At 71.4% G+C, this 25,197-nt stretch carries 27 protein-coding genes and 1 tRNA gene; 12 read left to right on the top strand and 16 right to left on the bottom strand.

The window, feature by feature from the left end; genetic code table 11:
• Nucleotide 1 precedes the first annotated feature (1 nt).
• Nucleotides 2–1,048, top strand: a complete 1,047-nt coding sequence (locus M0M48_RS21855) for an aspartate-semialdehyde dehydrogenase (protein WP_257752736.1) — start codon at nt 2–4, stop codon at nt 1,046–1,048.
• A 30-nt stretch (nt 1,049–1,078) separates the two neighbouring features.
• On the opposite strand, the gene M0M48_RS21850 is transcribed toward M0M48_RS21855, so the two are convergent.
• A complete protein-coding gene (locus M0M48_RS21850; protein ID WP_257752735.1) occupies nt 1,079–1,999 on the bottom strand; it encodes a hypothetical protein in 921 nt (306 codons plus the stop codon).
• 101 nt (nt 2,000–2,100) lie between these two features.
• Here M0M48_RS21850 and M0M48_RS21845 point away from each other — a divergent pair, with 101 nt between their 5' ends.
• Both M0M48_RS21845 and M0M48_RS21840 read left to right on the top strand, forming a co-directional pair.
• Complete coding sequence (locus tag M0M48_RS21845; RefSeq protein ID WP_257752734.1) at nt 2,101–2,487, top strand: ArsR/SmtB family transcription factor; 387 nt, start codon at nt 2,101–2,103, stop codon at nt 2,485–2,487.
• Nucleotides 2,484–2,996 carry an SRPBCC family protein gene (locus tag M0M48_RS21840; protein ID WP_257752733.1) on the top strand — a complete coding sequence of 171 codons (513 nt, stop codon included), beginning with the start codon at nt 2,484–2,486 and terminating at the stop codon, nt 2,994–2,996. The genes M0M48_RS21845 and M0M48_RS21840 overlap by 4 nt, the downstream gene beginning before the upstream one ends.
• 43 nt (nt 2,997–3,039) lie before the next feature.
• On the opposite strand, the gene M0M48_RS21835 is transcribed toward M0M48_RS21840, so the two are convergent.
• Nucleotides 3,040–3,113 (bottom strand) — tRNA-Pro (locus tag M0M48_RS21835).
• Nucleotides 3,114–3,212: 99 nt separating this feature from the next.
• Nucleotides 3,213–4,145, bottom strand: coding sequence for a metallophosphoesterase (locus M0M48_RS21830; protein WP_257752732.1), 933 nt, complete (start codon nt 4,143–4,145; stop codon nt 3,213–3,215).
• 36 nt (nt 4,146–4,181) lie between these two features.
• On the opposite strand from M0M48_RS21830, the gene M0M48_RS21825 reads away from it, so the two are divergent.
• From M0M48_RS21825 to M0M48_RS21815, 3 genes are all read left to right on the top strand, one after another.
• A complete protein-coding gene (locus M0M48_RS21825) occupies nt 4,182–4,640 on the top strand; it encodes a GatB/YqeY domain-containing protein (RefSeq protein ID WP_215812514.1) in 459 nt (152 codons plus the stop codon).
• A 27-nt stretch (nt 4,641–4,667) separates the two neighbouring features.
• Entirely contained in the window at nt 4,668–5,612 is a 945-nt protein-coding gene (locus M0M48_RS21820; protein ID WP_215812515.1) for a 1,4-dihydroxy-2-naphthoyl-CoA synthase, read from the top strand.
• Between the two features lie 70 nt (nt 5,613–5,682).
• Nucleotides 5,683–6,414, top strand: coding sequence for an SCO4402 family protein (locus tag M0M48_RS21815; RefSeq protein ID WP_257752731.1), 732 nt, complete (start codon nt 5,683–5,685; stop codon nt 6,412–6,414).
• Between the two features lie 361 nt (nt 6,415–6,775).
• On the opposite strand, the gene M0M48_RS21810 is transcribed toward M0M48_RS21815, so the two are convergent.
• Nucleotides 6,776–8,014, bottom strand: a complete 1,239-nt coding sequence (locus tag M0M48_RS21810; RefSeq protein WP_257750629.1) for an IS256 family transposase — start codon at nt 8,012–8,014, stop codon at nt 6,776–6,778.
• Nucleotides 8,015–8,148: 134 nt separating this feature from the next.
• On the opposite strand from M0M48_RS21810, the gene M0M48_RS21805 reads away from it, so the two are divergent.
• Both M0M48_RS21805 and M0M48_RS21800 read left to right on the top strand, forming a co-directional pair.
• Nucleotides 8,149–8,751 (top strand): hypothetical protein, encoded by a 603-nt coding sequence (locus M0M48_RS21805; protein ID WP_257752730.1) that lies wholly within the window; start codon nt 8,149–8,151, stop codon nt 8,749–8,751.
• A gap of 42 nt (nt 8,752–8,793) precedes the next feature.
• On the top strand, nt 8,794–9,195 hold the full coding sequence (locus M0M48_RS21800; RefSeq protein WP_257752729.1) for a hypothetical protein: 402 nt from the start codon (nt 8,794–8,796) through the stop codon (nt 9,193–9,195).
• 7 nt (nt 9,196–9,202) lie between these two features.
• Here the strand turns inward: M0M48_RS21800 and M0M48_RS21795 are convergent, their stop codons facing one another.
• Together M0M48_RS21795 and M0M48_RS21790 are read right to left on the bottom strand one after the other, a co-directional pair.
• Complete coding sequence (locus M0M48_RS21795; protein ID WP_257752728.1) at nt 9,203–9,544, bottom strand: hypothetical protein; 342 nt, start codon at nt 9,542–9,544, stop codon at nt 9,203–9,205.
• A 563-nt stretch (nt 9,545–10,107) separates the two neighbouring features.
• The gene (locus M0M48_RS21790) at nt 10,108–10,716 is read right to left on the bottom strand and encodes a hypothetical protein (RefSeq protein ID WP_257752727.1); all 609 of its coding nucleotides are present in this window, start codon (nt 10,714–10,716) and stop codon (nt 10,108–10,110) included.
• Nucleotides 10,717–10,859: 143 nt separating this feature from the next.
• On the opposite strand from M0M48_RS21790, the gene M0M48_RS21785 reads away from it, so the two are divergent.
• Nucleotides 10,860–11,285, top strand: coding sequence for a hypothetical protein (locus M0M48_RS21785; RefSeq protein ID WP_257752726.1), 426 nt, complete (start codon nt 10,860–10,862; stop codon nt 11,283–11,285).
• Entirely contained in the window at nt 11,282–11,779 is a 498-nt protein-coding gene (locus M0M48_RS21780) for a hypothetical protein (protein ID WP_257752725.1), read from the top strand. The genes M0M48_RS21785 and M0M48_RS21780 overlap by 4 nt, the downstream gene beginning before the upstream one ends.
• Here the strand turns inward: M0M48_RS21780 and M0M48_RS21775 are convergent.
• From M0M48_RS21775 to acs, 3 genes are read right to left on the bottom strand one after another with little or no spacing between them, the layout of a single operon-like run.
• Nucleotides 11,769–12,902, bottom strand: a complete 1,134-nt coding sequence (locus tag M0M48_RS21775; protein ID WP_257752724.1) for a hypothetical protein — start codon at nt 12,900–12,902, stop codon at nt 11,769–11,771. The genes M0M48_RS21780 and M0M48_RS21775 overlap by 11 nt on opposite strands.
• 36 nt (nt 12,903–12,938) lie before the next feature.
• A complete protein-coding gene (locus tag M0M48_RS21770) occupies nt 12,939–13,526 on the bottom strand; it encodes an adenylate kinase (protein ID WP_257752723.1) in 588 nt (195 codons plus the stop codon).
• Nucleotides 13,526–15,493: an acetate--CoA ligase gene (gene acs, locus M0M48_RS21765; protein ID WP_257752722.1), complete on the bottom strand. Its 1,968-nt coding sequence runs from the start codon at nt 15,491–15,493 to the stop codon at nt 13,526–13,528. The genes M0M48_RS21770 and acs overlap by 1 nt, the downstream gene beginning before the upstream one ends.
• Before the next feature lie 111 nt (nt 15,494–15,604).
• Between acs and M0M48_RS21760 the strand changes: the two genes are divergently transcribed.
• Entirely contained in the window at nt 15,605–16,333 is a 729-nt protein-coding gene (locus M0M48_RS21760; protein WP_257752721.1) for a LuxR C-terminal-related transcriptional regulator, read from the top strand.
• A gap of 27 nt (nt 16,334–16,360) precedes the next feature.
• Here the strand turns inward: M0M48_RS21760 and M0M48_RS21755 are convergent, their stop codons facing one another.
• The 4 genes from M0M48_RS21755 to M0M48_RS21740 form a co-directional block, all read right to left on the bottom strand.
• Nucleotides 16,361–17,599 carry a 2-oxo acid dehydrogenase subunit E2 gene (locus tag M0M48_RS21755; protein ID WP_257752720.1) on the bottom strand — a complete coding sequence of 413 codons (1,239 nt, stop codon included), beginning with the start codon at nt 17,597–17,599 and terminating at the stop codon, nt 16,361–16,363.
• Nucleotides 17,600–17,610: 11 nt separating this feature from the next.
• Nucleotides 17,611–20,253 (bottom strand): pyruvate dehydrogenase (acetyl-transferring), homodimeric type, encoded by a 2,643-nt coding sequence (gene aceE / locus M0M48_RS21750; RefSeq protein ID WP_257752719.1) that lies wholly within the window; start codon nt 20,251–20,253, stop codon nt 17,611–17,613.
• Nucleotides 20,254–20,343: 90 nt separating this feature from the next.
• Nucleotides 20,344–21,234, bottom strand: coding sequence for a LysR family transcriptional regulator (locus M0M48_RS21745; RefSeq protein WP_257752718.1), 891 nt, complete (start codon nt 21,232–21,234; stop codon nt 20,344–20,346).
• 24 nt (nt 21,235–21,258) lie between these two features.
• Nucleotides 21,259–21,921, bottom strand: coding sequence for a lipoyl protein ligase domain-containing protein (locus tag M0M48_RS21740; RefSeq protein ID WP_215812531.1), 663 nt, complete (start codon nt 21,919–21,921; stop codon nt 21,259–21,261).
• A gap of 96 nt (nt 21,922–22,017) precedes the next feature.
• On the opposite strand from M0M48_RS21740, the gene M0M48_RS21735 reads away from it, so the two are divergent.
• Complete coding sequence (locus tag M0M48_RS21735; RefSeq protein ID WP_257752717.1) at nt 22,018–22,701, top strand: LuxR C-terminal-related transcriptional regulator; 684 nt, start codon at nt 22,018–22,020, stop codon at nt 22,699–22,701.
• On the opposite strand, the gene M0M48_RS21730 is transcribed toward M0M48_RS21735, so the two are convergent.
• From M0M48_RS21730 to M0M48_RS21720, 3 genes are all read right to left on the bottom strand, one after another.
• Complete coding sequence (locus tag M0M48_RS21730) at nt 22,665–23,870, bottom strand: PrsW family intramembrane metalloprotease (protein ID WP_257752716.1); 1,206 nt, start codon at nt 23,868–23,870, stop codon at nt 22,665–22,667. The genes M0M48_RS21735 and M0M48_RS21730 overlap by 37 nt on opposite strands.
• Nucleotides 23,867–24,502 (bottom strand): hypothetical protein, encoded by a 636-nt coding sequence (locus M0M48_RS21725; RefSeq protein ID WP_257752715.1) that lies wholly within the window; start codon nt 24,500–24,502, stop codon nt 23,867–23,869. The genes M0M48_RS21730 and M0M48_RS21725 overlap by 4 nt, the downstream gene beginning before the upstream one ends.
• An 87-nt stretch (nt 24,503–24,589) precedes the next feature.
• Entirely contained in the window at nt 24,590–25,177 is a 588-nt protein-coding gene (locus tag M0M48_RS21720; protein ID WP_257752714.1) for a tetratricopeptide repeat protein, read from the bottom strand.
• Between the last annotated feature and the right edge of the window lie 20 nt (nt 25,178–25,197).

The raw sequence follows: 25,197 nt of genomic DNA, 5'->3' as shown, positions 1-25,197 counted from the left end.
CATGGGCGTCAACATCGGAGTCGTCGGCGCGACCGGCCAGGTCGGCGTCGCCATGCGCCAGATCCTGCTCGAGCGGAACTTCCCCGTCGACCAGATCCGCTTCTTCTCCTCGGCCCGCTCGGCCGGCAAGGTGCTCGCCTTCGGCGACCGTGAGGTCACTGTCGAGGACGCCGACACCGCCGACCCGACCGGTCTCGACATCGCGCTCTTCTCGGCCGGCGCCACCGCCTCGCGTGCGCTGGTGCCCCGGTTCGTCGACGCCGGCGTCATCGTCGTCGACAACTCCTCGGCCTTCCGCAAGGACCCGTCGATCCCGCTCGTCGTCTCCGAGGTCAACCCGGAGGCGGCGGCCGAGGTGATCGCGGCCGGGCGCGGCATCATCGCCAACCCCAACTGCACCACCATGGCCGCGATGCCGGTGCTCAAGCCGCTGCACGAGGAGGCCGGACTGGTCCGGCTCATCGCGTCGACGTACCAGGCCGTGTCGGGCTCGGGCATCGCCGGCGTCGAGGAGCTCGCCACCGGCGTCACCGCGGCCGGCGACAAGGCCCGCGAGCTGGCCTACGACGGCGAGGCCGTCGCGTTCCCCGAGCCGGGCGTCTACAAGAAGACGATCGCCTACAACGTGCTGCCGTTCGCCGGCAACCTCGTCGAGGACGGCCTCAACGAGACCGACGAGGAGCAGAAGCTCCGCAACGAGTCGCGCAAGATCCTCGGCATCCCCGACCTGCGCGTCTCGGGCCTGTGCGTCCGGGTGCCCGTCTTCACCGGGCACTCGCTGGCGATCAACGCCGAGTTCGCCTCGCCGCTGAGCGCCGAGCGGGCCCGCGAGCTACTCGCCACCGCCCCCGGCGTCGAGCTCGCCGACATCCCGAACCCGCTCGCCGCGGCGGGCAAGGACCCGTCGTACGTCGGGCGGATCCGGCAGGACCCGGGCGTCGACGACGACCGCGGCCTCGCGCTGTTCGTCTCGAACGACAACCTGCGCAAGGGCGCCGCGCTCAACACCGTGCAGATCGCGGAGCTCATCGCCGCTACCCGCGGCTGAGCCTCCGCGCTACCGAGATCCCGAGGGCGCTCAGGCGCCCTCGGGATCGACGAACGTCTTGGTGACCCATACGGACGCCAGGTGCGCCGCGATGCTCAGCAGCGGCACCAGGACGAGCGTCGACCAGTGGTCGAGGAAGTCGATCAGGAACAGCAGCGCCACCACCGCGACCAGACCGACGGCCAGGAAGCTGCTGCTGCCCGGATCCGGGATCGAGAACGCCTTGAGCAGCTGCGCCCCCAGCAGCACGCACAGCGCGAACGTCGCGACCAGCAGCAGGAAGCCCGGTCCGCCGCCGCAGGACGCCGTACCGCGGATCGCCTCGCAGCCGCGCAGCGAGAGCCAGGTGAGGACGACCATCGCCGCGCCCACGACCAGTCCGGTCAGGGCCGCGGCACGGTAGAGGCTCAGCAGCGGGCCGGACCCGGACGTCGCCAGCGCGGCGATCTCGGCGTCCTCGAGCGCGGCCTGGTCGACCGGCTCGGGCTCGACCTGGGTGGGGGTCGGGGCGGTCGCGGTCGGGGCCGGCTTGGGGGCTGGCTTGGGGGTCGGCTTGGGGGCGGCCTTGGGCTTGGCCGCGGGCGCGGGCGCGGGGGCAGGGGTGGGTGCCACGGCGACCGGCTCGGGCTCCGGCTCGGGCTCCGGCTCGGGCTCCGGCTCGGGCTCGGGCTCCGGCTCGGGCTCCGGCTCGGCGACGATCTCGTCGAGGACCGCGGTCTGCTCGACCTCCGCCTCGACCTCGACCTCCGGCTCAACCTCGGCCTCGGCCTCGGGCTCGACCTCAGGCTCCGGGGTCGGACGAGCAGCGGGACGCTCGGGCGCCTCCGCGACCGGCGGGGCGGGCGCGTCGGCCTCAGGGGCGTCGGCGCCGGCGTCGGCCGGCTTCTTCTTCCGCCCGAACAGCTTGGGCGGCTCCAAGCTGAGCTTCAGCTTGTCCTGCTCGTCAGACATGGCATGCAGTGTGTCACGAACGTACCGCCCACGACCGGGAGGCCGATGGGCGAAATCGGGCGCCCCTGCCAAATGCGTAGCCAATCGGTTACGCTTTCGGGATGCAGGGAGCTCGAGCGGTCGCGGACCCCGTCCGGCGGGAGATCCTCGAGCTGCTCCACGCCTCCCCGCTCCCGGCCGGACGGATCGCGGAGCACTTCGCGATCAGCCGTCCCGCGGTGAGCAAGCACCTGCGGGTCCTGGTCGAGTGCGGGGTGGTCGAGGCGACCGTCACCGGGCGACAGCGGATCTACGCCCTGCGCCGGGAGCCGCTGGCCGAGCTCGCCCGCTACCTCGACCGCCTGCTCGGCCCCGCGTTCGCGCTGCCGGAGCGCTTCGACGCGCTGGCGACCGAGGTCGCCCGGACCAGCCGCGAACGACGTACGGCCGCTGCTGCCGAACCCGCCGCCCCTGAACCCACCCCCGCCGTCAAGGAGAACTCCGCATGACCACGCCTACGCCCACCGGCCGCCTCGTCCCGAACGGGGACGCCCACGACCTCGTCCTCACCCGGACCCTCCCCGGCGCCCCCGCGGACGCCTGGGCCGCCGTCACTGAGCCCGAGCGGACCGCCCGCTGGTTCGGCCGCTGGGAGGGCGTCGGCGCGGTGGGCGAGACCGTACGGCTCCAGCTCGGGTTCGAGGAGGGCTCGCCGTGGACCGACGTCACGATCACCGAGTGCGACGAGCCGCGCCGGCTCCGGGTCCTGACCGCCGACGAGATGGGCTCCTGGGACCTCTCCGTCGACCTGACCGCGGCCGAGGGCCGGGAGGACCGCACGGAGCTGCGCTTCGTCATGTACCGCGTGGCTCCGGACGCGGTGGGGGAGGTCGGCCCGGGCTGGGAGTACTACCTCGACCAGCTCGTCGCGTCGATGACCGGTGCGGCGCTGCCGGACTTCGACGACTACTTCCCGGCGCAGCGGGACTACTACGCGGCGCAGGGTGACACGGTCTAAAACGACCAGTGGACCCACGCGATCGTGGGTCCACCGGCGGCGGTCGGGCTGACAGGATTTGAACCTGCGGCCTCCTCGTCCCGAACGAGGCGCGCTACCAAGCTGCGCCACAGCCCGCCATGAGTCCGTCCCGTTGCCGGGCCTGCTCACAAGCCTGGGAGCATAGCGGAGCCAGCGGCCCGACCTGCAATCGGGGACCCCCGTGACGCGTGGCGCTCAGCCCCGGGGCAGCAGTGTCAGCAGGGTCGCCTCGGGTCGGCAGGCGACGCGGATGCGCAGGTACGGGTTGCTCCCGATGCCGGCCGAGACGTGCAGCCACGACGAGCCGGGATCGCCGGGACGGGAGTCGGCGGGGTGCCGGTGCAGGCCCCGCGCGCGGGCGGCGTCGAGGTCGCAGTTGGTGGCGAGCGTACGAGCGCCGCCCGGCCACGGCAGGCAGACCTGGCCGCCGTGGGTGTGCCCGGCGATGATCGCGTCGTAGCCGTCCGCGGCGAACTGGTCCAGCACCCGCAGGTACGGCGCATGGGCGATCCCGAGCCGCACGTCGGCGTCCGGGTCGGCCGGTCCCGCGACGGCCGCCAGGTCGTCGTACTCCAGGTGGGGGTCGTCGACCCCGGCGAACGCGAGGACCGTCTCGCCGACGGTGAGCGTGGTGCGGCGGTTGGTCAGGTCGAGCCAGCCGGCGCCGGTCAGCCCGGCGGTCAGGTTCTTCCAGGGCAGCTGGGGGACGTGCGTGTGCCGCTTGCCGTTGTCCGGCAGGAGGTAGGCGAACGGGTTGCGCAGCCGCGGCTCGAAGTAGTCGTTGGACCCGTGCACGAACACCCCGGGCCGGTCGAGCAGCCCGCCGAGGCTGTCGAGGACGGGACCGACCGCCCCCTGGTGCGCCAGGTTGTCACCGGAGTCGATGACCAGATCGGGCTCGAGCGCGGCCAGCGAGCGGATCCACTCCTGCTTGCGGCGCTGCCCCGGCGTCATGTGGATGTCGCTGAGGTGCAGCACCCGCAGCGGGCGCATCCCGGCGGGGAGCGTGCGGATGTCGTAGCGGCGCAGGGTGTACTGACGCGCCTCCCACAGGGCGTACGACGTCACCGCGGTGCCGAGCATCCCGCCGGCGCCGGCGGCGCGCAGCAGGCCTCGCGCGAATCCCATTCGGCAAGCCTCACACACGGCAGGCAGAATCAAGGCATGAGCATCCTCAAGGACCGCCTCCGCGCCGACCTCACCACCGCGATCAAGGCGCGCGACGACGTCCGCTCGTCCACGCTGCGGATGATCCTGACCGCGGTCACCAACGCCGAGGTGGCCGGCAAGGTCGCCAAGGAGCTGACCGACGACGAGGTGCTCACCGTCCTCGCCAGCGAGGGCAAGAAGCGCCGCGAGGCCGCGGTCGCCTTCGAGGAGGGCGACCGCCCCGAGATGGCCGCCAAGGAGCGCGCCGAGGCCGCCGTGATCCAGGACTACCTGCCCGAGCAGATGGGCCCCGAGGAGATCGCCGCCATCGTCACCGCCGCCGTCGAGAAGCTCGGCGCCGCGGGCGCGGGCCCCAAGGCGATGGGCCAGGTCATGGGCATCGTCCAGCCCCAGGTCAAGGGCCGCGCCGACGGTGCCGCCGTCGCCGCGGAGGTACGCCGCCAGCTCGGCTGAGCCGCCCACGGACTAGCGTGAGCGCCCATGAGTGCGATCGAGGGCGTGAGCGAGACGTTCGACGCGAGCCAGTGGGACGTCGTCCCCGGGTTCGAGGACCTGACCGACCTGACGTACCACCGCGCCAAGGCGCACGGCACCGTCCGGATCGCCTTCGACCGCCCCGACGTCCTCAACGCCTTCCGGCCGCACACCGTCGACGAGCTGCTCCGCACCCTGGAGCACGCGCGCCAGTCCGCCGACGTCGGCTGCGTCCTGCTCACCGGCAACGGCCCGAGCGCCAAGAACGGCAAGTGGGCCTTCTGCACCGGCGGCGACCAGCGCATCCGCGGCCGCGCCGGCTACCAGTACGAGGACGTGTCGGCCGGGGCCGCTGACACCGGCGCCGAGGAGCCGAGCGCCATCGACAAGGCCCGCCTCGCCCGCCTGCACATCCTCGAGTGCCAGCGCCTGATCCGGTTCATGCCGAAGGTCGTCATCTGCGTCGTCCCCGGCTGGGCGGCCGGCGGCGGGCACAGCCTGTTCGTCACCTGCGACCTCGCCCTCGCCTCCACCGAGCACGCCCGGTTCAAGCAGACCGACGCCGACGTGGGCTCGTTCGACGGCGGCTACGGGTCGGCGTACCTGGCGCGGCAGGTGGGCCAGAAGTTCGCCCGCGAGATCTTCTTCCTCGGCCAGGAGTACTCCGCCGACGACGCCGTCCGGATGGGCGCCGCCAACCGCGCCGTCCCGCACGCCGAGCTCGAGGCGACCGCGCTGGAGTGGGGGCGGCTGATCAACGGCAAGAGCCCGACGGCGCAGCGGATGCTGAAGTACTCGTTCAACCTGCTGGACGACGGGCTGGTGGGGCAGCAGCTGTTCGCGGGGGAGACGACGCGGCTGGCGTACATGACTGATGAGGCGCAGGAGGGGCGCGACCAGTTCCTGGAGAAGCGGGAGCCGGACTGGTCGCCGTACCCGTGGTACTACTGATCTGGCGTGGCTCTGCAGGTCAGAGGCGGAAAGCGAGGCCGTACGACGACGTAGGTGACACCATCTCGGCATGGGAGTCGAGTGGCCGGACCGTCGCGAGGACGTGCTCAACGCGCTCGACATCTTGGCCGGTCCGAACCCGTCGGCGGAGTGGCCCACACTGACCGAAGCGGTTCATTGGCTCGTGGACGACACCTTCTGGGACGTACGCGACCCCAAGGAGGACATCGGGGCGCTTCTGTTCGACGAACACGAGGCAGCGGCAGTCCGGTCGGTCGTCCGTGCAGTGGTGGCGGTTACGGAGCGACAGGAGCCAACGTCATCTGACCAGGCGTGGCTCGACGACTCCAGTTGGCCGACAGTCAGGAAGCTGGCGGCGCGGACCGCGACGGCCATGCGAGGGTTTGGCGGCGATGCGGTTGGTCGGCGTCTTCGCGCCGTGGAGCGGCTTGCTTGGACCGATGCCGGTGGCTCCAGCAACCCCCGCGTTGGCCCGGCTCATCTTCGCTTCGATGGTGGGGTCGGGTTGTTCCTCAGTGGTGCGACCGACTGGTGTCTGGACATCGACCTGACCCGAGCGGGTGATGAGTCCTGGCTCGTGTCGTACGACTACATCGACCCGGATGGGCGCTGGACGCTCCGGGAGGCGAGCAGTGAGGAGCCCTTCTCGGGTCTTGTGGGTCGGCGTCTCGAATGGTGCGCGGCAATCCGAAGTGAAGTTGGTGAACTCGTCGGCTTGGCACTCACCTTCGATGGCCGATCCATCGATCTTTGTGTGCACGAAGGCGAGCTCCGCACGTGACAGGCGGGCGGCTGCGCGCGCAGGACGCTGCTGGAGAGGAGGCGCCGTGACGTCGTGGATCGATTCGTTGGACCTTCCGGAGCGCTGGATCGACCTCCGGCGGCGGCGCGACCGAGTCGCGCGCCGCACCTTGGTGGCCCGACACAGGAGGGAGTTGCGCCGAGAGATCGCACCTGGCCACGTTCTCCACGGTCGCGCATGGGAGATCATCGGGCTGGGCGTTCCCGCGCGGGACGACGCTCTCCTTCGCCTGAGCGACGGTGCCGTGGCGCTGGTGCATCTGACCTGGCGCGGCGCGCAGGAGCCGCCGTCGTGGGACAGAGCCCCGCGGGGTGGTGGGCTTTGAGGTGACCCTCGGTGCCTACGCGTCGCCGTTGTCGATGGCGGCGACGGGGTGAGTATTGCTGGTCTCGTAGAGCTTGGCCATGGAGCCTTCTGAGAGGTAGCGGCGCTCGCCGGCGATCCATTCGTCGTGCATGTCGATCAGCACGGCTCCGACGAGTCGGATGACGGCGGCGGCGTTGGGGAAGATGCCTACGACCCGGGCCCGGCGCTTGATTTCCTTATTCACGCGCTCCAACGGGTTGGTCGACCAGACCTTGCGCCAGTGCTCGCGCGGGAACGCGGTGAAGGCCAGGACCTCGGCCTTGGCGGCGTCCATCAACGGACCGAGCTTGGGGAACCGGGCGGCGAGCTCCTCGCGGGTCTTGTCCCACGCCGCGTGGACGTCCTCGGGCGTGGGCTGGGCGAAGATCATCCGGAACGCGGTCGCCACGAGCTCGGCCTGCCCCTTGGGCACGTGAGCGAGCAGGTTGCGCGCGAAGTGGACCCGGCACCGCTGGTGCGCGACACCCTGGAACGCCCGGCCCAGCGCCTTGACCAGTCCGGAGTGCTGGTCTGAGATGACCAGCTGCACGCCGGCCAGGCCGCGCTGCTTGAGGCTGAGCAAGAAGGCGCGCCAGAAGACCTCGTCCTCGCTGTCGCCGACATCTAGGCCGAGGATCTCCCGCTCCCCGGTCGCGCTCACGCCGGTCGCGACGACCACCGCCATCGACACCACCTGACCGCCCTTGCCCGGGGCGTTACGGACGTGGAGGTAGGTCGCGTCGAGGTAGATGTAGGGGAACTCGACATGATCCAGACTGCGGGTGCGGAACGCGCCGACCTGCTCATCGAGGTTGGCGCAGATCCGGGAGACCTCGGACTTGGAGACACCGCTGCCGCCCATCGCCTCGACCAGGTCGTCGACCGAGCGGGTGGAGATGCCGTGGACGTAGGCTTCCATGACTACCGCGTACAGCGCCTGGTCGATACGGCGCCGCGGCTCGAGGATGATCGGGAAGAACGAGCCCTTGCGCAGCTTGGGGATGCGCAACTCGACATCGCCGGCCTTGGTGGTCAGCATCCGCGGACGGTGGCCGTTCCGCTCGGCTGTGCGGTCCTCGGTGCGCTCATAGGGCGCCGCGCCGATCTGCTGGGTGGCTTCGAGCTCGATCAGCTCTTGGAGCGCGAGCCGGACCGAATCACGGATGAGATCGACGCCATCACCGGCACGGAACGCCTCGAGGATCTCGGACAGGGCAGACTGGGGCAAGGCCATCGGTGGACCTCTTTCTTCAGTGGGTGCTTGGCCGTACACACCGAAGATCCCGCCGATGGCCGTCTACGTGCTGACGCCCCGCCGCTGCTCCCTCAAACCCCACCACTCCCGGGGACTCTTACCCGTCGTGGCCGATGACGGTGCTCGTGACGTCGGTGGATGAACTCCGTGCCGAGTTGGAGGATCGCGGCTACGAGTGGGACGAGGTTCGCGCCGCGCCGACTGGCCGGCCGGATCCATACGCGTGCGTTGTCGACGGCGAGCTGATGTGGTCATTGCTTCGGTCGCTCGATGATCCCGACCATCTCGAGGTCCCGTCCGATTTCGACCACAACGCTACCCGGAAACTCTTTGATGAGCTCGTGGGTCGCCTTGACGCAGCCTTCGCCTGCCGAACCAACGCAGATCGACACGTCGAGGACGCAAGCCTTCACGCCCGCGTCAGCATCCCTTCGGCCGCGACTGAAACTGGCGAACCGCTGGTCGTCTTTGTCAGCAACTTCGGGAGCTTGGCGACCGTCGCGGTGACGAACCCAGGCGCGTACTCACAGGACGAGTTCAAGGAGCGCCTGGCGGCCAGGGATGCGGCTCGGATCTACGCCACTCTCGATTCTCTTGGGTACCAGGTCGTTCCCGAAGCACCGCTCTGGAACGACTACGACGGACCGAGCGCGCTCGCTGCTCTTGATGCTCGACACGGCGCAACGTGGTGGACACGCTTCTTTGACTACCTCTGAGGGAACCCACGCACTTGGCGTGCGCTGGTGCAGGATGGCGGCGTGAGCTGGGACATCTCGATCATGGACCTGCCGACCGACGCCTCCTCGGTTGCCGACATCCCCGATGACTTCCAGCCTCAGCCTCTTGGCGACCGATCTGAGTTGATCGCCGTGGTTCGCGACGTGGCACCCAGCGCCGACTTCTCCGACCCATCCTGGGGCGAACTGGCGGCTCCCGACTTCGTCATCGAGTTCAACATGGGAAGCGAAGAGGTCGTGGACTCGATGATGTCGCACGTCCGCGGCGGAGGCCCCGTCGTGGACTTCATCGACGCGCTCCTCACACGTCTCGGTCGCCGCGCTATCGACTGCTCTGCGGGCGAGTTCTTCACATCGGAGGCGTCAGGCAAGAGCTTTCGCGCCTGGCAGACGTACCGCGACAGCGTGGTCGAGCGGCCGTGACGTCACCTCATCCGGCGGGGCAACCCGCCAGACCGCACGCCTGATCGCGGTCAGCGTCGCCGTGCTCGAACTCGAAGTGGAAGCAGATGTAGTGCATCCGTTCAAACACCGCGGTGAAGTCCGGGCTGGCAGACGGGGTTCCGCAAGCGCGACACACCTGGATGGGAGCGAGCAGCGCTTCAAGGGCCTCGTCCACCACGCGATCGACGTCGTCCGCCGTGCACTCGACCTCGTGAACATCGCCACCAGCCGTCCGGCGGACGACATGGCGCGGTCCATCCACGTGAACGACCACGGAGGCGGTGAACGGGAACTCGTCTCCGGGAACAGTGAAAAGGAGGTCATGCATAGACGTACGGCACTGAAGGTGCTGTCCCCAGCGGTGACGTGCTGCCACGAGTGTCGTCGCGTTGCTCAGGGCAGGAGGAACACGGAGGCACTGTCGAAGGAAGTCGAGGCTCTTGACCCACGAGAGATAGGCGCTCGGCTGCACCCGCCGATCATCGGCCGAACCGGTAGCAGGCGCAATCTGGCAATGCCACTCATCGGATCGAGTCGGGCCCCGACGGCTCGGCCTCGTAGGTGTGCTCGGCGCCGTCGAGGCGCTGGACGATTGCGGTGTAGGCGTCCTGTCGGGTGGGTCGTAATTGAAACGTGCCTCGACGAGTCCGTCGACGAGCTCGAGGTACGACGCGTAGCCGGGGAAGATCGCAGACGCCTGGGAACCGCGGAGGTGGGGGCGGAACACCTTCAGAGCCTGTCGATCCAGTAGGTCGAGAGCCCCCGCGGCGCGCCGCGCGGTGCTCGTGCGCCGATGCAGTCGTTCAACACGCGGATGAAGAGTGACCTGTCGTCGGATTGAGCAACCTCGAGGCAACCCGTGGGGTAGCCGCGAACCGAAGCGCATTGTCGTCACCAGATCCAGTGCGCGCTCGGAATGCCGAGTTCGTGGTGCGCGGGACGGTAGAGGCGGACGGACTCCGGTCCTTTGGCGGACGGGCCGCCGATCGGGAAGGCCAGTCTGTTCTCGCCCGAGTCGATGGCGACGTACTCGCCCTCAACGACTGACAGCTCCTCAACGACCTTGCCGACTAAGCGTGGAATCGAGGAGGGCCCGACCCCTGCGCATCCGATGATCCCGAACGGCTGGGTGTATCCGGTGAGGATGACGTCGTCCATGTGCACCTCGATGAAGTCGTGCACGGAGTTGATACCGGTGATTCTCTGCCCCTGCACGGCCTCGTTGGGGTCCGTTGTTGACAGCGGCGCCGGATCGTTTCGGCCCAGTACCCCAGCCGCGACCAACGAGGGAATCGCGGACCAATCAATCGCTGTGCCAGACTCCGCTGCGCGCTCGATGACCGCGGCCACGGCCTGGAAGACGACCTCGGCTGTGACTCCATCCCATTCATCCGGGTGGTCGTGCGCGTGGTCACGCAGGTCCCAGAACGCACCTGCCATTGCCGGGTCCTGGACCGGAGCGCTGCGATGCGCGGAGTCGCTGCGACGCATCCACTTCATGGAAGTAACGATCTCATCGTTCCCGGATGTCCCGCGCCCGACTAGTTCCTCGATCGCGACGCCGATCCGGGCGACCCAGCGAGCGATAGTCTCTGGGGGTGGCCCTTGGACGTGGAAGGACCGAGCACGACGGTGCTCGCGACATGTCGCGCAAGCACGGCTTCTGGGGGCACGCGGATGAGGCCAAGAAGTGGGCCTCGCGGGCCCGTCGTCGGGATGAGAAACGTGATGTCGAAGAGCAACTCGGCGCCCGAGGCGATGAGTCTGCTGATGCCCGCATCACCCGGATGCTCGTGCAGGGAGACGCTGACACGCCCTTCTCCGTGATGGTCGAGCCGGAGGCCATGTCCAACGACTTCCCGCCGCACGAACGCGTCCTTCTGACGTTCCGTGGCCCCATGACGACCCCGGCGTTTGTGGTGGCGCACACCCGACATCGGACCCTCGCCCTGGGAGCGGTCCTGACGAAGGCTCGGTGCGTGGCAAGAGCGTGGCAGGAGAGTCGTCGGACCCCGTCGACCACCAACGCCAACCATCGCGTGGCCGGGATCGTTGTTGAGCCCCGATGACCTCCCGCGACGTCACGCCTGAGCAGGCCTCGCGCGGCCGCGTGATCCCGGACCGTGACCTGGCGATGGTCGCCGCCCAGTGGTTGGTGGACGGCTACGACTCACCGCTGCTGCGCGAGATGGCGTCGCTGACTCCCCGGCAGGCACTCGAAGGGGAGGTACGCCTCGCGGAGGTCCTGGCCGAGCTCGGGTATCCGGTCCGGAACCTGGGCTCCCCCTACGAGCAGGATCCGTGGCGCGGACATTGGGAGAGCATCTGGTGGGCGGTCGACCGGATGGACGGCACCCATCGGCCCTATGCATCGGCGCAGCACGTCCTCGAGATCATCGGCGATCACGAGGACCTCTGGGAGCCTGGCGGGGGCGAGGCCCTGGTGGCGCTGCTCCATGCCTGGGACGAGGCCCCGGAGCAACGGCCCGCTGTTGACGAACGGATCCGGGCGCATCTCCGTGGGCTGCGTGAGGACGACGTTCCGCCCCTGATCAGCTCGTAGGTCCCGGGGCGGGCGGCTCGAGCATGTCGAGGCGGGGGACGGCGCGGCCGGCCAGGAAGTCACGCGCTGCCTCGCGCGTCACGGCATCGAGGTGCTGCAGATCGCGGCCGGCGTACTCCCAGACGTCGTAGATGTCATCGAGGTACGCGAAGGGCTGCAGGTCGTCCGCGCCGTCGTGACCGATCGCCCGGTGGGCCCACGACGAGAGCTCCCGCAGCGCCAGTTCGCCCGCTAGGTAGAGCTCGAGACGGGCCTCGAGGCCGGCGCGGACGGCCGGCGTGCTGAGGAGGTCATCGATCCCGAGCTGTTCGAGGGCCGCGGAGACGACGGGTTCGACCTGGTAGATCGAGTCGCCCGGAGACAGGCCGGCGACCTCCCGGAGCGCGGGAGTGTCGTACCCGAGCACCAGTAGGTCTCCGGCTGCCCCGCTGAGGAGCGCCACCATGTCCTCGCGAGGGGTGCTGCGCCAGAGCCCGAGCGGCACGCGGAAGCACGTACGCGCCACGGCCTGCCTGCGTTCCTGGTCATCGGGGGACGGGGTGAAGGTCCACGGACAGCCGACCACCGGAGCGCCGCGGAGCGCGACGTAGATCTGCTCGAGGAGGTAGAGCACCTGGTGCGCGCGCGGGTGCTCCGTCGTGGCCCGGCGCGCCCAGACGAGACTCCGTTGGAGCGCGACCACGTCGAGTGACGTGACGCCCTCCCCGGCGGCGAGGACGCGTGCTGCGTCGACGGCGACCTCGGCCTCGGGCCGGCCGGCGAAGTCCGCCGGCGAGTGGTGCTGGAGCCACCACGTCAGGGCATGGGCCGCGGCCTGGCGCTCGTCTCCGTGCCACCGCGCCGGTGAGGTCGGGGTGGCTGTGTCGGGACGCGGCACGCGTGAGCCCTGCTGCTTGAGCCGGCGCCGGAGGGTCGCGTAGCGCCGGTCGAGCTCGAGGTGCCGGGTGCGTTCCCGTTCGAGCAGGTCGATCGCGGGGACCAGGAAGTCGATGCCCTCGCGCGGTACGCCGAGGGCGACCTCCAGGTAGTGCCACGACGGGTGGAACCCGATCGGTTGCGTCCACTCCAGGCACTGTTCGAGCGCCCGGAGGCGCTGGGCGTGGGGCAGGGTCTCGTCCCGCACCCTTCTCGCCTCGCGCCCGAATCCCATGGCGGCAATCTACGGCGCGGCGGCCTTGGCCAGGTTCCGGAGCACGACCTCGGCGACCCGCTGCCGCACCTCCTCCACCGACCCGGTCCCGTCCACCCGGTGCAACACCCCCCGCCCTCCGTACGACGCCAACAGCGGCGCCGTCTGCGCGGCGTACACCCCCAACCGGTGCCGTACGACGTCCGCCGTGTCGTCGCTGCGCCCGCTGACCGCCGCCCGGGCGACGAGCCGGTCCACCAGCTCCTCTTCCGGTACGACGAGCTCCACGGCGCGGTCGATCGCCAGACCGCGCTCGGAGAGGAGCGCGTCGAGGCTGGCGACCTGCGAGGACGTGCGCGGGTAGCCGTCGAGGACGAAGGCCTCGCGGGCGTCCGGCGCGGCGAGTCGGTCGCGGACCATGTCGTCGGTGACGGCGTCGGGGACGTACTCGCCCGCGGAGATGTACTTCTCCGCGAGCCGGCCGAGCTCGGTGCCTTGGGCGATGTTGCTGCGGAACAGGTCGCCGGTGGAGATGTGGGGGCCGTCGACGAGGGCGGCCAGGGCGACGGCCTGGGTGCCCTTGCCGGCGCCGGGGGCGCCCATGATCAGCAGGCGCATCAGTCGTCGGCTCCCGGGGTGGGGGTGGTCATGCCAGCGGCGATGAGGTCCATGACGGAGCTGTCGGCGAGGGTGGTGGCGTCGCCGACGGTGCGGTTCTCGGCGACGTCGCGCAGGAGGCGGCGCATGATCTTGCCGGAGCGGGTCTTGGGGAGCTCGGGGACGACCATGACCTGGCGGGGCTTGGCGATGGGGCCGATCTCGCGGGCGACGTGGTTGCGGAGGGCGGCGGTGACCTCGTCGTCGGGGGCGTCGACCGACTCGCGCAGGATGACGAAGGCGACGACGGCCTGGCCGGTGGTCTCGTCGGTGGCGCCGACGACGGCGGCCTCCGCGACGGAGGGGTGGGAGACGAGGGCCGACTCGATCTCGGTGGTGGAGAGGCGGTGGCCGGAGACGTTCATGACGTCGTCGACGCGGCCGAGCAGCCAGATGGCGCCGTCCTCGTCGCGGCGGGCGCCGTCGCCGGCGAAGTACATGCCGTCCCAGCGCGACCAGTAGGTGGCGCGGTAGCGCTCGTCGTCGCCCCAGATCGTGCGGAGCATCGAGGGCCAGGGGTCGCGGATGACGAGGTAGCCGCTCTCGCCGGGGGCGACCGAGCGGCCGGCGTCGTCGACGACGTCGGCGGTGATGCCGGGCACGGGGGTCATGGCGGAGCCGGGCTTGGCGGTGGTGACGCCGGGGAGGGGGCTGATCATGTGGCCGCCGGTCTCGGTCTGCCACCAGGTGTCGACGATCGGCGCCGCGCCGCCGCCGATGTGCTGGTGGTACCAGCGGTGCGCCTCGGGGTTGATCGACTCGCCGACCGAGCCGAGCACGCGCAGGCGGGAGAGGTCGTACTTCTCGGGGATCTCCTCGCCCCATTTCATGAACGTCCGGATCGCCGTCGGCGCCGTGTAGAAGAGCGTGACGCCCTTGTCCTGGATGATCTCCCACCAGCGGCCGCGGTGCGGCGTGTCCGGGGTGCCCTCGTAGAGGACCTGGGTGGCGCCGTTGGCGAGCGGGCCGTAGACGAGGTACGAGTGACCGGTCACCCAGCCGATGTCGGCGGTGCACCAGTAGACGTCGCCGGGCTTGTGGTCGAACACCCCCCAGAAGGTGTACGCCGTCTGCACGAGGTAGCCGCCGGTCGTGTGCAGGATGCCCTTGGGGGTGCCCGTCGTGCCGGACGTGTACATGACGTAGAGCGGGTGCTCGGCGTCGAACGCCTCGGGCAGGTGCTCGGGCGAGGCGGCGGCGACCGTCTCGTGCCACCACAGGTCGGTGGCGTCGTCGAACGGCACGTCCTGCCCGGTACGACGGACGACGAGCACGTGGTCGACCGGGCTGTTCGCGCCCAGCGTCGCGAGCGCCTCGTCGACGGCGGGCTTGAGTGGGGAGGCGGTGCCGCGGCGGTAGCCGCCGTCGGCGGTGATGACGACCTTCGCCTCGCAGTCCGCGATCCGGCTGGCCAGCGCGTCGGCGCTGAAGCCGCCGAAGACCACGGTGTGCGGGGCGCCGATCCGGGCGCACGCCAGCATCGCGACGACCGCCTCGGGAATCATCGGGAGGTAGAGCGCGACCCGGTCCCCGGCCCGCACGCCGAGGTCGGTGAGGACGTTCGCCGCCCGGGAGACCTCGTCCTTGAGGTCGGCGTACGTGAGGTCGCGCTCGTCGCCGGGCTCCCCGACGAAGTGCAGGGCGACGCGGTCGCCCGCGCCCGCCTCGACGTGCCGGTCGACGCAGTTGTACGCCGCGTTGAGCCGCCCGCCCACGAACCACTTCGCGAACGGCGGGTTCGACCAGTCGAGCACCTCGGTGAAGGGCTCGGCCCAGTCGATCCGGGCCGCCTGCTCGGCCCAGAAGCCGAGCCGGTCGGCCGCCGCGCGCTCGTAGGCGTCCTGCTGGAGGTTGGCGTGCCGGGCGAGCTCGGCAGGCGGGACGAGGGCGGGCAGCGGCTGCGTGGCTGCGTCGGTCGGGGCGGTCATCTGCTCTTGCCTCCAGGGGGTGGGCCCGCGAGAATCGCGGCTACCGTCGTGGTCTGTGCCACATGTTCAGGTGGCTCCAGCGCTCGTCGGCACGTTCGAAGGTAGGTAGTGGTGTCCGTGGATCTCATGCGTCCGAGCGACGTCGCGCTGCTGCGGCAGGCGAGTCGCGAGGTCCGTGGCGCGATCCGGGGTGCCGTGTCCTTCGCGGGTCTCTGCGACCAGGGCCAGGTGCGCGTCACCGCCGTCGCCGGCGCCGCCACGCGCCGGCTGACCTCGATCGTGCTCCGGCCCTCCCGCGGGCTCGGCGGGCGCAGCTGGGACACCGGGCAGGCCCTCGCCGTGGACGACTACGGCGCCTCCGACGACATCACCCACGACTTCGACGCCCAGATCCTCGGCGAGGGCATCGTGACCCTCGCGGTCGCGCCGATCGTCGTCCGCAGCCGGATGCGGGGCCTGCTGTACGCCGGCACCCGCTCACCCGCGCGCGGGCCCGAGATGGCCCGCTTCCTGGAGCACCAGGCGGGCCAGGTGGCCCACGAGCTCGACGTACGCGACCAGGTCGACCTGCGGTTGCGGATGCTCCTGGCGGCCGACGCGATCCGCGCCGTACCGGCGAGCGCGGCGCCGGGCGAGGACGCCGACGCGGTCCTCACGCCGCGCCAGGTCGAGGTGCTCGAGCTCGTGGCGCTCGGCCTGCGCAACGCCGAGATCGCCGAGCACCTGGGGCTGTCCGTGCCGACGGTCAAGAGCTACCTGCGGGCGGCGATGGCCCGGCTGCACGCCGGCACGCGGCAGGCGGCCGTCGTCGAGGCGCGGCGGCTCGGGCTGCTCGCCTAGCCGCCGCCCTCGCCCCAGCCGCCAGGCTCAGAGCACCAGACGCCGTACGTCGGCCACCAGGTGCGCGAGGTGCGCGGTGAACCGTGCCGCGAGCGCCCCGTCGACGACCCGGTGGTCGTAGGACAGGCACAGCGGGAGCATCAGGCGCGGCACGAACGTCTCGCCGTCCCAGACCGGAGCGGTCTTGGAGCGGACCACGCCGAGGATGGCGACCTCGGGGGCGTTGACGATCGGGGTGAAGTGGGTGCCGCCGATGCCGCCGAGGCTGCTGATGGTGAAGGTGGCGGCCTGCAGGTCGGCGCCGCTCAGCTTGCCGTCCCGGGCCCGGGCGGACAGGTCGGCGAGGTCGCGGCTGAGCTCGAGGATGCCCTTGCGGTCGACGTCGCGCACGACGGGCACCACGAGGCCGTCGGGGGTGTCGACGGCGACGCCGATGTTGACGTAGTCCTTGAGGACGAGGTTCTCGCCGGAGAGCGAGCTGTTGACCTCGGGGTGCTCGCGGAGCGCGGCCGCGGCGGCCTTGAGCAGGAAGCTCAGCAGCGTCACGCGGTAGCCGTCGGCGCGGGCGGCCTCGTCGAGCTCGCGGCGGTAGGCGTCGAGGTCGGTGATGTCGGCCTCGTCCGCGTGGGTCACGTGGGGGACGTTGAGCCAGGAGCGGTGCAGGTGGGGGCCGGAGATCCTCTTGATCCGGGACAGCGGCACGGTCCGGACCGGGCCGAACTTGGCGAAGTCGACCTCGGGGACGGCGGGGATCCCGGTGCCGGCCGCGGAGCCGGTACCGGCGGCGGGGGCGAGGGTCTGGGCGTGGTGGGCGAGCAGGTCCTGCTTGGTGACCCGGCCCTGGGGGCCGCTGCCGCGGACGGCGGTGAGGTCGACCTCGAGCTCGCGGGCGAGGCGGCGGACGAGCGGGGTGGCGCGGAGGCCACCGGTCGGCTCGGCCGCCTCGGGTACGACGGCCTCGGCCGCCGGTGCCGCGACGGGCTCAGGGGCGGCAGCGGGGGCCGGCTCGGGGGCGGGCTCGGGGGCGGCCTCCGCGGCCGCCACCTCGGCGATTGCGATCACGCTGCCCTGGCTGACGTTGTCGCCGACCGCCACCGACAGCGACACGATGGTCCCGTCGAACGGCGCGGGCACCTCCATCGTGGCCTTGTCGGTCTCCAGCGTGATGAGCGGGTCCTCCGCCCGGACGACGCTGCCGGGCTCGACGAGCACCTCGATGACGGGGACGTCGGTGAAGTCCCCGATGTCCGGAACCTTGATCTCCATCGTTGCTGTCCTCACGCGTGGGCCGGGTCGGCCCGGTCGGGGTCGATGCCGTACTTCTCGATCGCCTGGGCGACGACGGCGGGGGTGACGGTGCCCTCGTCGGCGAGCCGGCGCAGGGCGGTGACGGCGATGAAGTGCCGGTCCACCTCGAAGTGGCGGCGCAGGTTGCGGCGGTAGTCCGAGCGGCCGAAGCCGTCGGTGCCGAGCGCGGTGTAGTCGCCGGGCACGAAGGCGCGGATCTGGTCGGCGTAGGCCTTCATGTAGTCGGTCGCGGCGATCACCGGCCCGGGGCGGCCGTCCAGGCACGCGGCGACGTACGGCGTGCGCGGCTCCTCGAGCGGGTGCAGGGTGTTCCAGCGCTCGGTGGCCAGACCGTCGCGGCGCAGCTCGGTGAGGCTGGGCGCGCTCCAGACGTCGGCCTCGATGCCGAAGTCCGCGGCGAGGAGGTCGGCGGCGGCGAGGACCTCGCGCAGGATCGTGCCCGAGCCGATGAGCTGGACCTGGGCGGTGCCCTCGGCGGGGCGCAGCTCGTAGAGGCCCTTGAGGATCCCCTCGGTCGCACCCTCGGGCATCGCCGGGTGCTCGTAGTTCTCGTTCATGAGCGTGAGGTAGTAGAAGACGTCCTCCTGCTCGGCGTACATCCGGCGCAGGCCGTCGGCGACGATGACCGCCAGCTCGTAGGCGTAGGTCGGGTCGTAGGCGACGCAGTTGGGGATCATCGCGGCCTGCAGGTGGCTGTGGCCGTCCTCGTGCTGGAGACCCTCGCCGTTGAGCGTCGTGCGCCCGGCGGTGCCGCCGACGAGGAAGCCGCGGGCCCGGATGTCGCCGGCGGCCCAGGCGAGGTCGCCGACCCGCTGGAAGCCGAACATCGAGTAGTAGATGTAGAACGGGATCATCGGGGTGTCGCTGCTGGAGTACGACGTCGCGGCCGCGATCCACGACGACATCGCGCCGGGCTCGTTGATGCCCTCCTGGAGGATCTGGCCGCTGGCGTCCTCCTTGTAGAACATCAGCTGCTCGGCGTCCTCGGGCGTGTAGAGCTGGCCGCTCTGCGAGAAGATCCCGACCTGGCGGAAGAGCCCCTCCATGCCGAAGGTGCGCGCCTCGTCGGGGACGATCGGCACGACTCGCTTGCCGACCTCCTTGTCGCGCAGGAGCTTGGTGAGGATCTGGACGAACGCCATGGTCGTCGAGATCGCGCGGCCGTTGGAGCCGGCGACCTGGGCGGCGAACGCCTCGACGCCGGGGACCGCCAGGGCGGCCGACGTACGGCGGCGCTCGGGGAGGTAGCCGCCGAGCGCCTGGCGCCGGGCGTGCAGGTAGGTGTGCTCGGGCGAGCCCTCGGGGAACGACAGGTAGGGCAGGTCGGTGAGGTGCTCGTCGGCGATCGGGATGGCGAACCGGTCGCGGAACGCGCGCAGCGCCGGCTCGGCGACCTTCTTGGCCTGGTGGCTGATGTTCTGCGCCTCGCCGGCGGTGCCGAGGCCGTAGCCCTTGACCGTCTTGGCGAGCACGACCGTCGGGCTGCCGGTGTGGGCCGCGGCGGCGGCGTAGGCGGCGTAGACCTTCTGCGGGTCGTGGCCGCCGCGGGTGAGCCGCCAGATCTCGTCGTCGGACCAGTCCGCGACCAGCGCGGCGAGCTCGGGGTCGACCCCGAAGAAGTGCTCGCGGACGTAGGCGCCGTCCTTGGACTTGAAGGTCTGGTACTCGCCGTCGACGCACGCCATCATCCGGCGCTTGAGGGCGCCGCTGGTGTCCTGGGCGAGGAGCTGGTCCCAGCCGGAGCCCCAGACGAGCTTGATGACGTTCCACCCGGCGCCGCGGAAGACGCCCTCGAGCTCCTGGATGATCTTGCCGTTGCCGCGCACCGGGCCGTCGAGGCGCTGCAGGTTGCAGTTGACGACGAAGACGAGGTTGTCGAGCTTCTCGCGGGCGGCCATCGAGATGGCGCCCAGCGACTCGGGCTCGTCGGTCTCGCCGTCGCCGAGGAAGGCCCAGACCTTGCGGGGGGCGGTGTCGGCGAGGCCGCGCGCGTGGAGGTACTTGAGGAACCGCGCCTGGTAGATCGCCATCAGCGGGCCCAGGCCCATCGAGACCGTCGGGAACTGCCAGAAGTCGGGCATCAGCCACGGGTGCGGGTACGACGACAGGCCGTCCCCGCCGGTCTCCTGGCGGAAGTTGTCGAGCTGGGCCTCGGTGAGCCGGCCCTCGAGGAAGGCGCGCGCGTAGATGCCGGGGGACAGGTGGCCCTGGACGTAGACCAGGTCGCCGCCGTGCTCGGCGGTGGGCGCGTGCCAGAAGTGCTGGAAGCCCACGTCGTAGAGGGTCGCCGCGGACTGGAAGCTGGAGAGGTGCCCGCCGAGCTCGGTGGAGTCCTTGTTGGCGCGCAGCACCAGGGCGAGGGCGTTCCAGCGGATCGCGGAGCGGATCCGGTGCTCGATCTCGCGGTCGCCCGGGTGCTGGGGCTCGTCACCGGGCGCGATCGTGTTGACGTAGGGAGTGGTGGCGACGAAGGGGACCCGTGCGCCCAGGCGCTGCGCCTCCTCGAGGACCTGGTCGAGCAGGTACTTCGTCCGTGCCTCGCCCTCGAACTCGAGGACGGCCGCGAGCGCGTCGCGCCACTCCTGCGTCTCGGCGGGGTCGATGTCGGTCATCCCGGGTCCTGTCGGTCGATGGTGCGGGCGGCACCATCCTCAGCCGGGAATCTTCATGCGTCCAATGCCTAGTTTGCGACCAAACAATGATCAGAGCGCATGGATCTTGCGGCTCGTCCGGAGCGTGTGGGTGCGGAAGTCGGCCGACGCCGCCGGCAGCGTGCGGCCCTTGACCCAGGCCAGGCCGATCTCGCGCGCGGCGTTGACGTCGCTGACCCGCAGGTACGGCGTCGTGGGCGCCGCCGTGCTGCGTGGCTCGGGCAGCAGCGCGACGCCCAGGCCGGCCGAGACGAGCCCGCGGAGGGTCTCGACCTCCTCGCCCTCGAACCCGATCCGGGGCGCGAAGCCGGCCTGGGCGCAGAGGTCCTCGGTGACGGCGCGGAGGCTGAAGCCGGGCCGCAGCACGATGAACTGCTCGTTCGCGACGTCGCGCAGCCGCGCCGTACGGCGTCCGGCGAGGCGGTGGTCGGGCGGGACGACGAGCCGGAGCGGCTCGAGGAACAGCCGCCGGCTGTCGAGCTGGGGGTGCTCGGGCCGGTCGCCGGTGACCGCGAGGTCGACCATGCCGCCGAGCAGGTCGTCGACCAGGCCCGCGTCGCCGTGCTGGCGCAGGTCGAAACGCACGTGCGGCCGGGCGACGTGGAAGCTGCGGATCAGCTCGGGCACGAGCCAGGTGCCGAGGGTGTGCAGGAAGGCGACGGGGACGAAGCCGGCGTCGGGGGCGGTGAGGTCCTGGACCGACCGCAGGCCGCGCTCGTAGGCGTCGACCGCCTCGCGGGCGTGCCGGGCGAGCTCCCGGCCCGCCGGGGTGAGGGTCAGCCCGCGTCCGACCCGCTGGAAGAGCGGCGTTCCGACCTCGCGCTCGAGACGGGCCAGGGCCCGGGAGACCGCGGGCTGGGTGCGGTGGACGCGCTCGGCCGTCTCGGTGACCGTGTGGCCGTCGGCCACGGCGAGGAATGCACGGATCGTCTCGAGCTCCATGGGCCCATGCTCTCAGTGCATGGATCAGGTGCCTAGCAGCTCGCTCTCGATGGCGTCCCGGAGCGCGGCCAGGTGCGGCCCGAGACCGGTGGCTCGGCCGGCGAGATCGGCGCCCGCGCGGCGCCGCTCGTCGGCGTCGAGGGCGACCAGGTCGAGCACGTCGTAGGGGTCCCACTGCTCGTAGGCGATGCACTGGAAGCGCGCCCCGGCGCGGGTCCGGCGCTGCGAGATGCCGACCAGCTTGCGGCCGTCGACGAGGACCTCGCCGGGCCCCAGCGCGGCGAAGCAGACGAGCCGGCCCCACGGCGTCTGCTCGAGACCGCCGCGGTAGAGCTCGGTCGTCACGCCGAGCGTCGCGAGCGCGCGCTGCCAGGCCTCGCCGAGCCAGTAGACGGACGTCCGGACGTCGTCGCTCCACCGCGGGTCGTGGCGGGGCACGACGACGTCGAGCCACACGCTCCGGGCCGGGTCGACGTAGACGGCGCCGCCGCCGCTGCGCCGCCGTACGACGTCGACGCCGGCCGCCGCGGTGGCGTCCGCGTCGGCGACGGTGTGGTCCTGGGCGCTGCCCAGGACGAGCGCGGGGTGGTCGGGGGTGAAGGACCAGGCCTCGGCCTCGGTCAGGTCCTCGGGGATCGGGCGGGCGTGGAAGTCCGCGATCGAGCCCGTGATCTTGCGCAGCAGCACGCTCCGGATTGTGCCCGAGCAATTCACAACGGCCCACCCGCGGTTGTGAAAGCGCGACGTCTAGCCTCACCGCCTCTGCTCGTCAGGGAGGGCGACATGGGGACATCGACCGCACCACGCCTCGCGATCATCGACCACCACGTGCTGTTCGCCGAGGCGGTCGGGCTCGCCCTGCAGGCCCAGGGGTACGCCGTCCGGCTGGTCGACGTGGGCGACCCGCGGGCCTCGACGGCGACCGTGCTGAACCAGGCCGTCCGCGGTGGCACCCAGGTGGCGCTGCTGGATCGCTGGCTCGGGCCGTTCGGTGACGGCCTGCGGCTGGTCGGCCCGCTGCGCGCCGCCGGCGTCCGGGTCCTGGTGCTCACGGGGAGCCCGGACCGCGCGTGCTGGGGGGAGTGCCTGCGCCACGGCGCCGCCGGGGTCGTGCCCAAGAGCTGGCCGCTGGACCGGGTGCTCGCGTCGGTGCACCGGGTCAGCGGCGGACAACCGCTGATCCCCGCGGCCGAGCGAGCCGCGCTGGTCGAGCTCGCGCGCCGCGAGGACGCCGAGACCGGCGAGATCCGGCGCCGGCTGGCGCGGCTCACGCCGCGGGAAGCCGCCGTCCTGGGGGCGTTGATGCGGGGTGACCCGGTGGGCGAGATCGCCCGGGCCGGCGTGGTCTCACCGGCGACGGTGCGCAGCCAGGTGAAGTCGATCCTGGCCAAGCTCGAGCTGTGCTCGCAGATCGCGGCGGTCGGCGCCGCTCACCGGGTCGGCTGGAGGGTGCCCGCGGCGGGCTGATCCGGTTCGGCGAGCGCTCGCAGGCGGACGACCTCGGCGCGGGCCTGGTCGACGGCACCGGTGTCGGCATTGCCGTGGTGGGCCGAGGCGATGTCGTGGGTGAGGTCGAGGACGGCGTGGCGCAGGTGCTTGCGGGCCCGGCGGGCGTGGTGGTTCGGGGCGGCCTTGCGGTAGGCCTTGCGCTGGCGCTTGTCGACGACGGCCTCGATCTCGGCGTCGCTGACCACGCCGGCCGCGACCTCGGGGGCGAGGATGTCGCGGATGAACTGGTGCTCGCGCGGCGCGGCGGCGCGGAAGGCCCAGCGCAGGAGGACCATCGCCAGGATGATCGAGCCGGCCATCACGGCGAACGTCTGGAGGCCGCTGCCGTTGCCGAGGCCGCCGGCGTCGTCCCAGGTGAAGTGCAGGAACATCCCGGCGACGACCAGGGCGATGCCGCGACCGATCCTGCGGGGCTGGGCGGCCGTGCCCATCAGGTAGATCGCACCGCTGCAGACCAGCGCGCTGAAGAGCGGGTGGGACACGAAGCTGAAGGCGATGCGGGTGAAGGACATCTGGACCGCGTTGCCGACCGGGTCGGTGCCGAAGGCGGTGGCGGTGCTGTTGGCGGCGTAGAGGAAGTCCTCGAAGACCGCGAACCCGAGCCCGACGAAGGCGCCGATGATCAGTCCGTCGTTGGCGGTGCGGACCAGGCGCGGCGCCAGGCCCATGATGAGCAGGAAGCCGCAGAGCTTGGCGGCTTCCTCGGTGAAGGGCGCGGTCAGGCCGGCCGCCCAGTCGGCGCTCCACTCCTGCCCGAACAGCTTGGGGTAGATGCTGAGCATGGCGCCGTTGACGGTGATCGCGAACCCGAACGTCGCCGGGACCGCGCCCCAGATCAGGGCGGCGACGACCAGGCCGCGCGGCTGGCGCTCCCAGCGGTCGATGTGGTGGAACCACCACACCCAGGCCGCCCCGCACAGGCCGCAGAGGATCGCGGCGACGACGAAGGCCTCGGCGTAGAAGCCGGCCTTGGGGCCGAAGTACGACCAGACGTGGACGAGACCGACGCCGGTGAGGGCGAGGAAGACCCAGAAGCAGAGGTTCTGGGGCTGGAAGAAGGTGAACCGCTCGCCCCAGGCGGAGGTCTCGAGCGCCTCGGTACGGCGCTGGTCGGCGTCGGTGCTCACGAGCCGCTCCCCTCGGAACCGGTGCTGCGGATGCTGGTGATCATGGCGTGGATGTCGGAGACGGCGGTCTTCATCTGGGCGGGCGGTCCGTAGGCGGTGACCTTGATGCCGGTGCCGTCGATGACGAAGGCCGCGATCAGGCCGTCGCCACGCACGCTGCTGTAGGTCTGCAGGACGCCGACCTCGCCGGAGGAGGTCGTCAGGGTGGTGGGGTCGTCGTCGACGCGGAAGGTCGGGTCGTCGGTCGCGCTGGTGACCTTCTGGATCTGCTTCAGCAGCGCCGCGGGGGTGCCGTCGAACTTGTCCGGGACGGCGGAGAAGGTGACGCCGCCGCTGGTGACCGCGGCCGGGCCGCTCTGGCCGGGGGTGCCGCTCGCGGGAGCCCGGAAGCCGGACTCGATCTCCCAGCCGGTGGTCGGTGTGAACCCGATCGTCGCGGTCAGGGCCAGCTCGTCGCCGGCCCGGACCGGGTCGTCCCAGTCGATCGCCTTGTCGACGAGGGGGATCGCCACGGTCGAGAGGAGGAAGACCGCGATCACGAAGAACGCGAAGGGGAACGATCGCTTGTCGAGGCCGAGGAACCGGTGCTCGACCGGCACCCGGAACCTTCGCTCGTGGACCTGCAACGACACTGGACCTCCCAGAGGTCTGGAACCCGCCGACTCGTCACGACCACCCTAGGGGAGGCGGCGCCTCGTCGTCCTGGGGATGGTGCTGGTTCAGCCGCCGTACGACGGCGGAGGGACGTCCTTCAGCGCGGGGTCGAGCTCGATCCCGCGGGCGAGCGCCTTCTTCGCCTCGGCCTCGTGCCCGAGGTGGCGCAGGGCGTAGCCCAGCCGCAGGTACGCCGGCGCGTCCTCCGGTGCGACCTCCAGGACCCGGCGGTAGAGGTCGACGGAGGCCTCGAGGTCGGCCGGCTCGGTGAGCAGCGCCAGGTTGTAGAGGGCCGGCGCGAGCTCGGGGTCGGCGGCGATCGCCTGCTGGTACTCCTCGATCGCGGTGGCGTCGTCGCGGTCCTGGGTCTGCGCGAGGTAGCCGAGGTTGTAGTGGGCCCGGGCGTGCTCGGGCTCCAGCGCGACCGCGGCCTGGAAGGAGCGGCGCGCACCGTCGACGTCCTTCGCGGCCAGCTGCTCCACGCCGGTCGCGACCAGGGTGTCGGCCGTGGCCGTGGTGGCGCTCGCCGCCGGGCGGCTGTCCTTGTCCTCGTCGCCCCCGCCGCCGCAGCCGGCGAGCAGCACCGTGCCGGCCAGGGCCAGGGCGACCAGGGCGCGGGAGGGACGGGGGACGAGCGAGACGAGTGCGGGCACGTCCGCCTCATCGGCGGGAC

It is taken from the genome of Pimelobacter simplex (genome assembly GCF_024662235.1).
GTDB lineage: Bacteria > Actinomycetota > Actinomycetes > Propionibacteriales > Nocardioidaceae > Nocardioides.
This window is presented reverse-complemented; position numbering and strand designations above follow the sequence as displayed.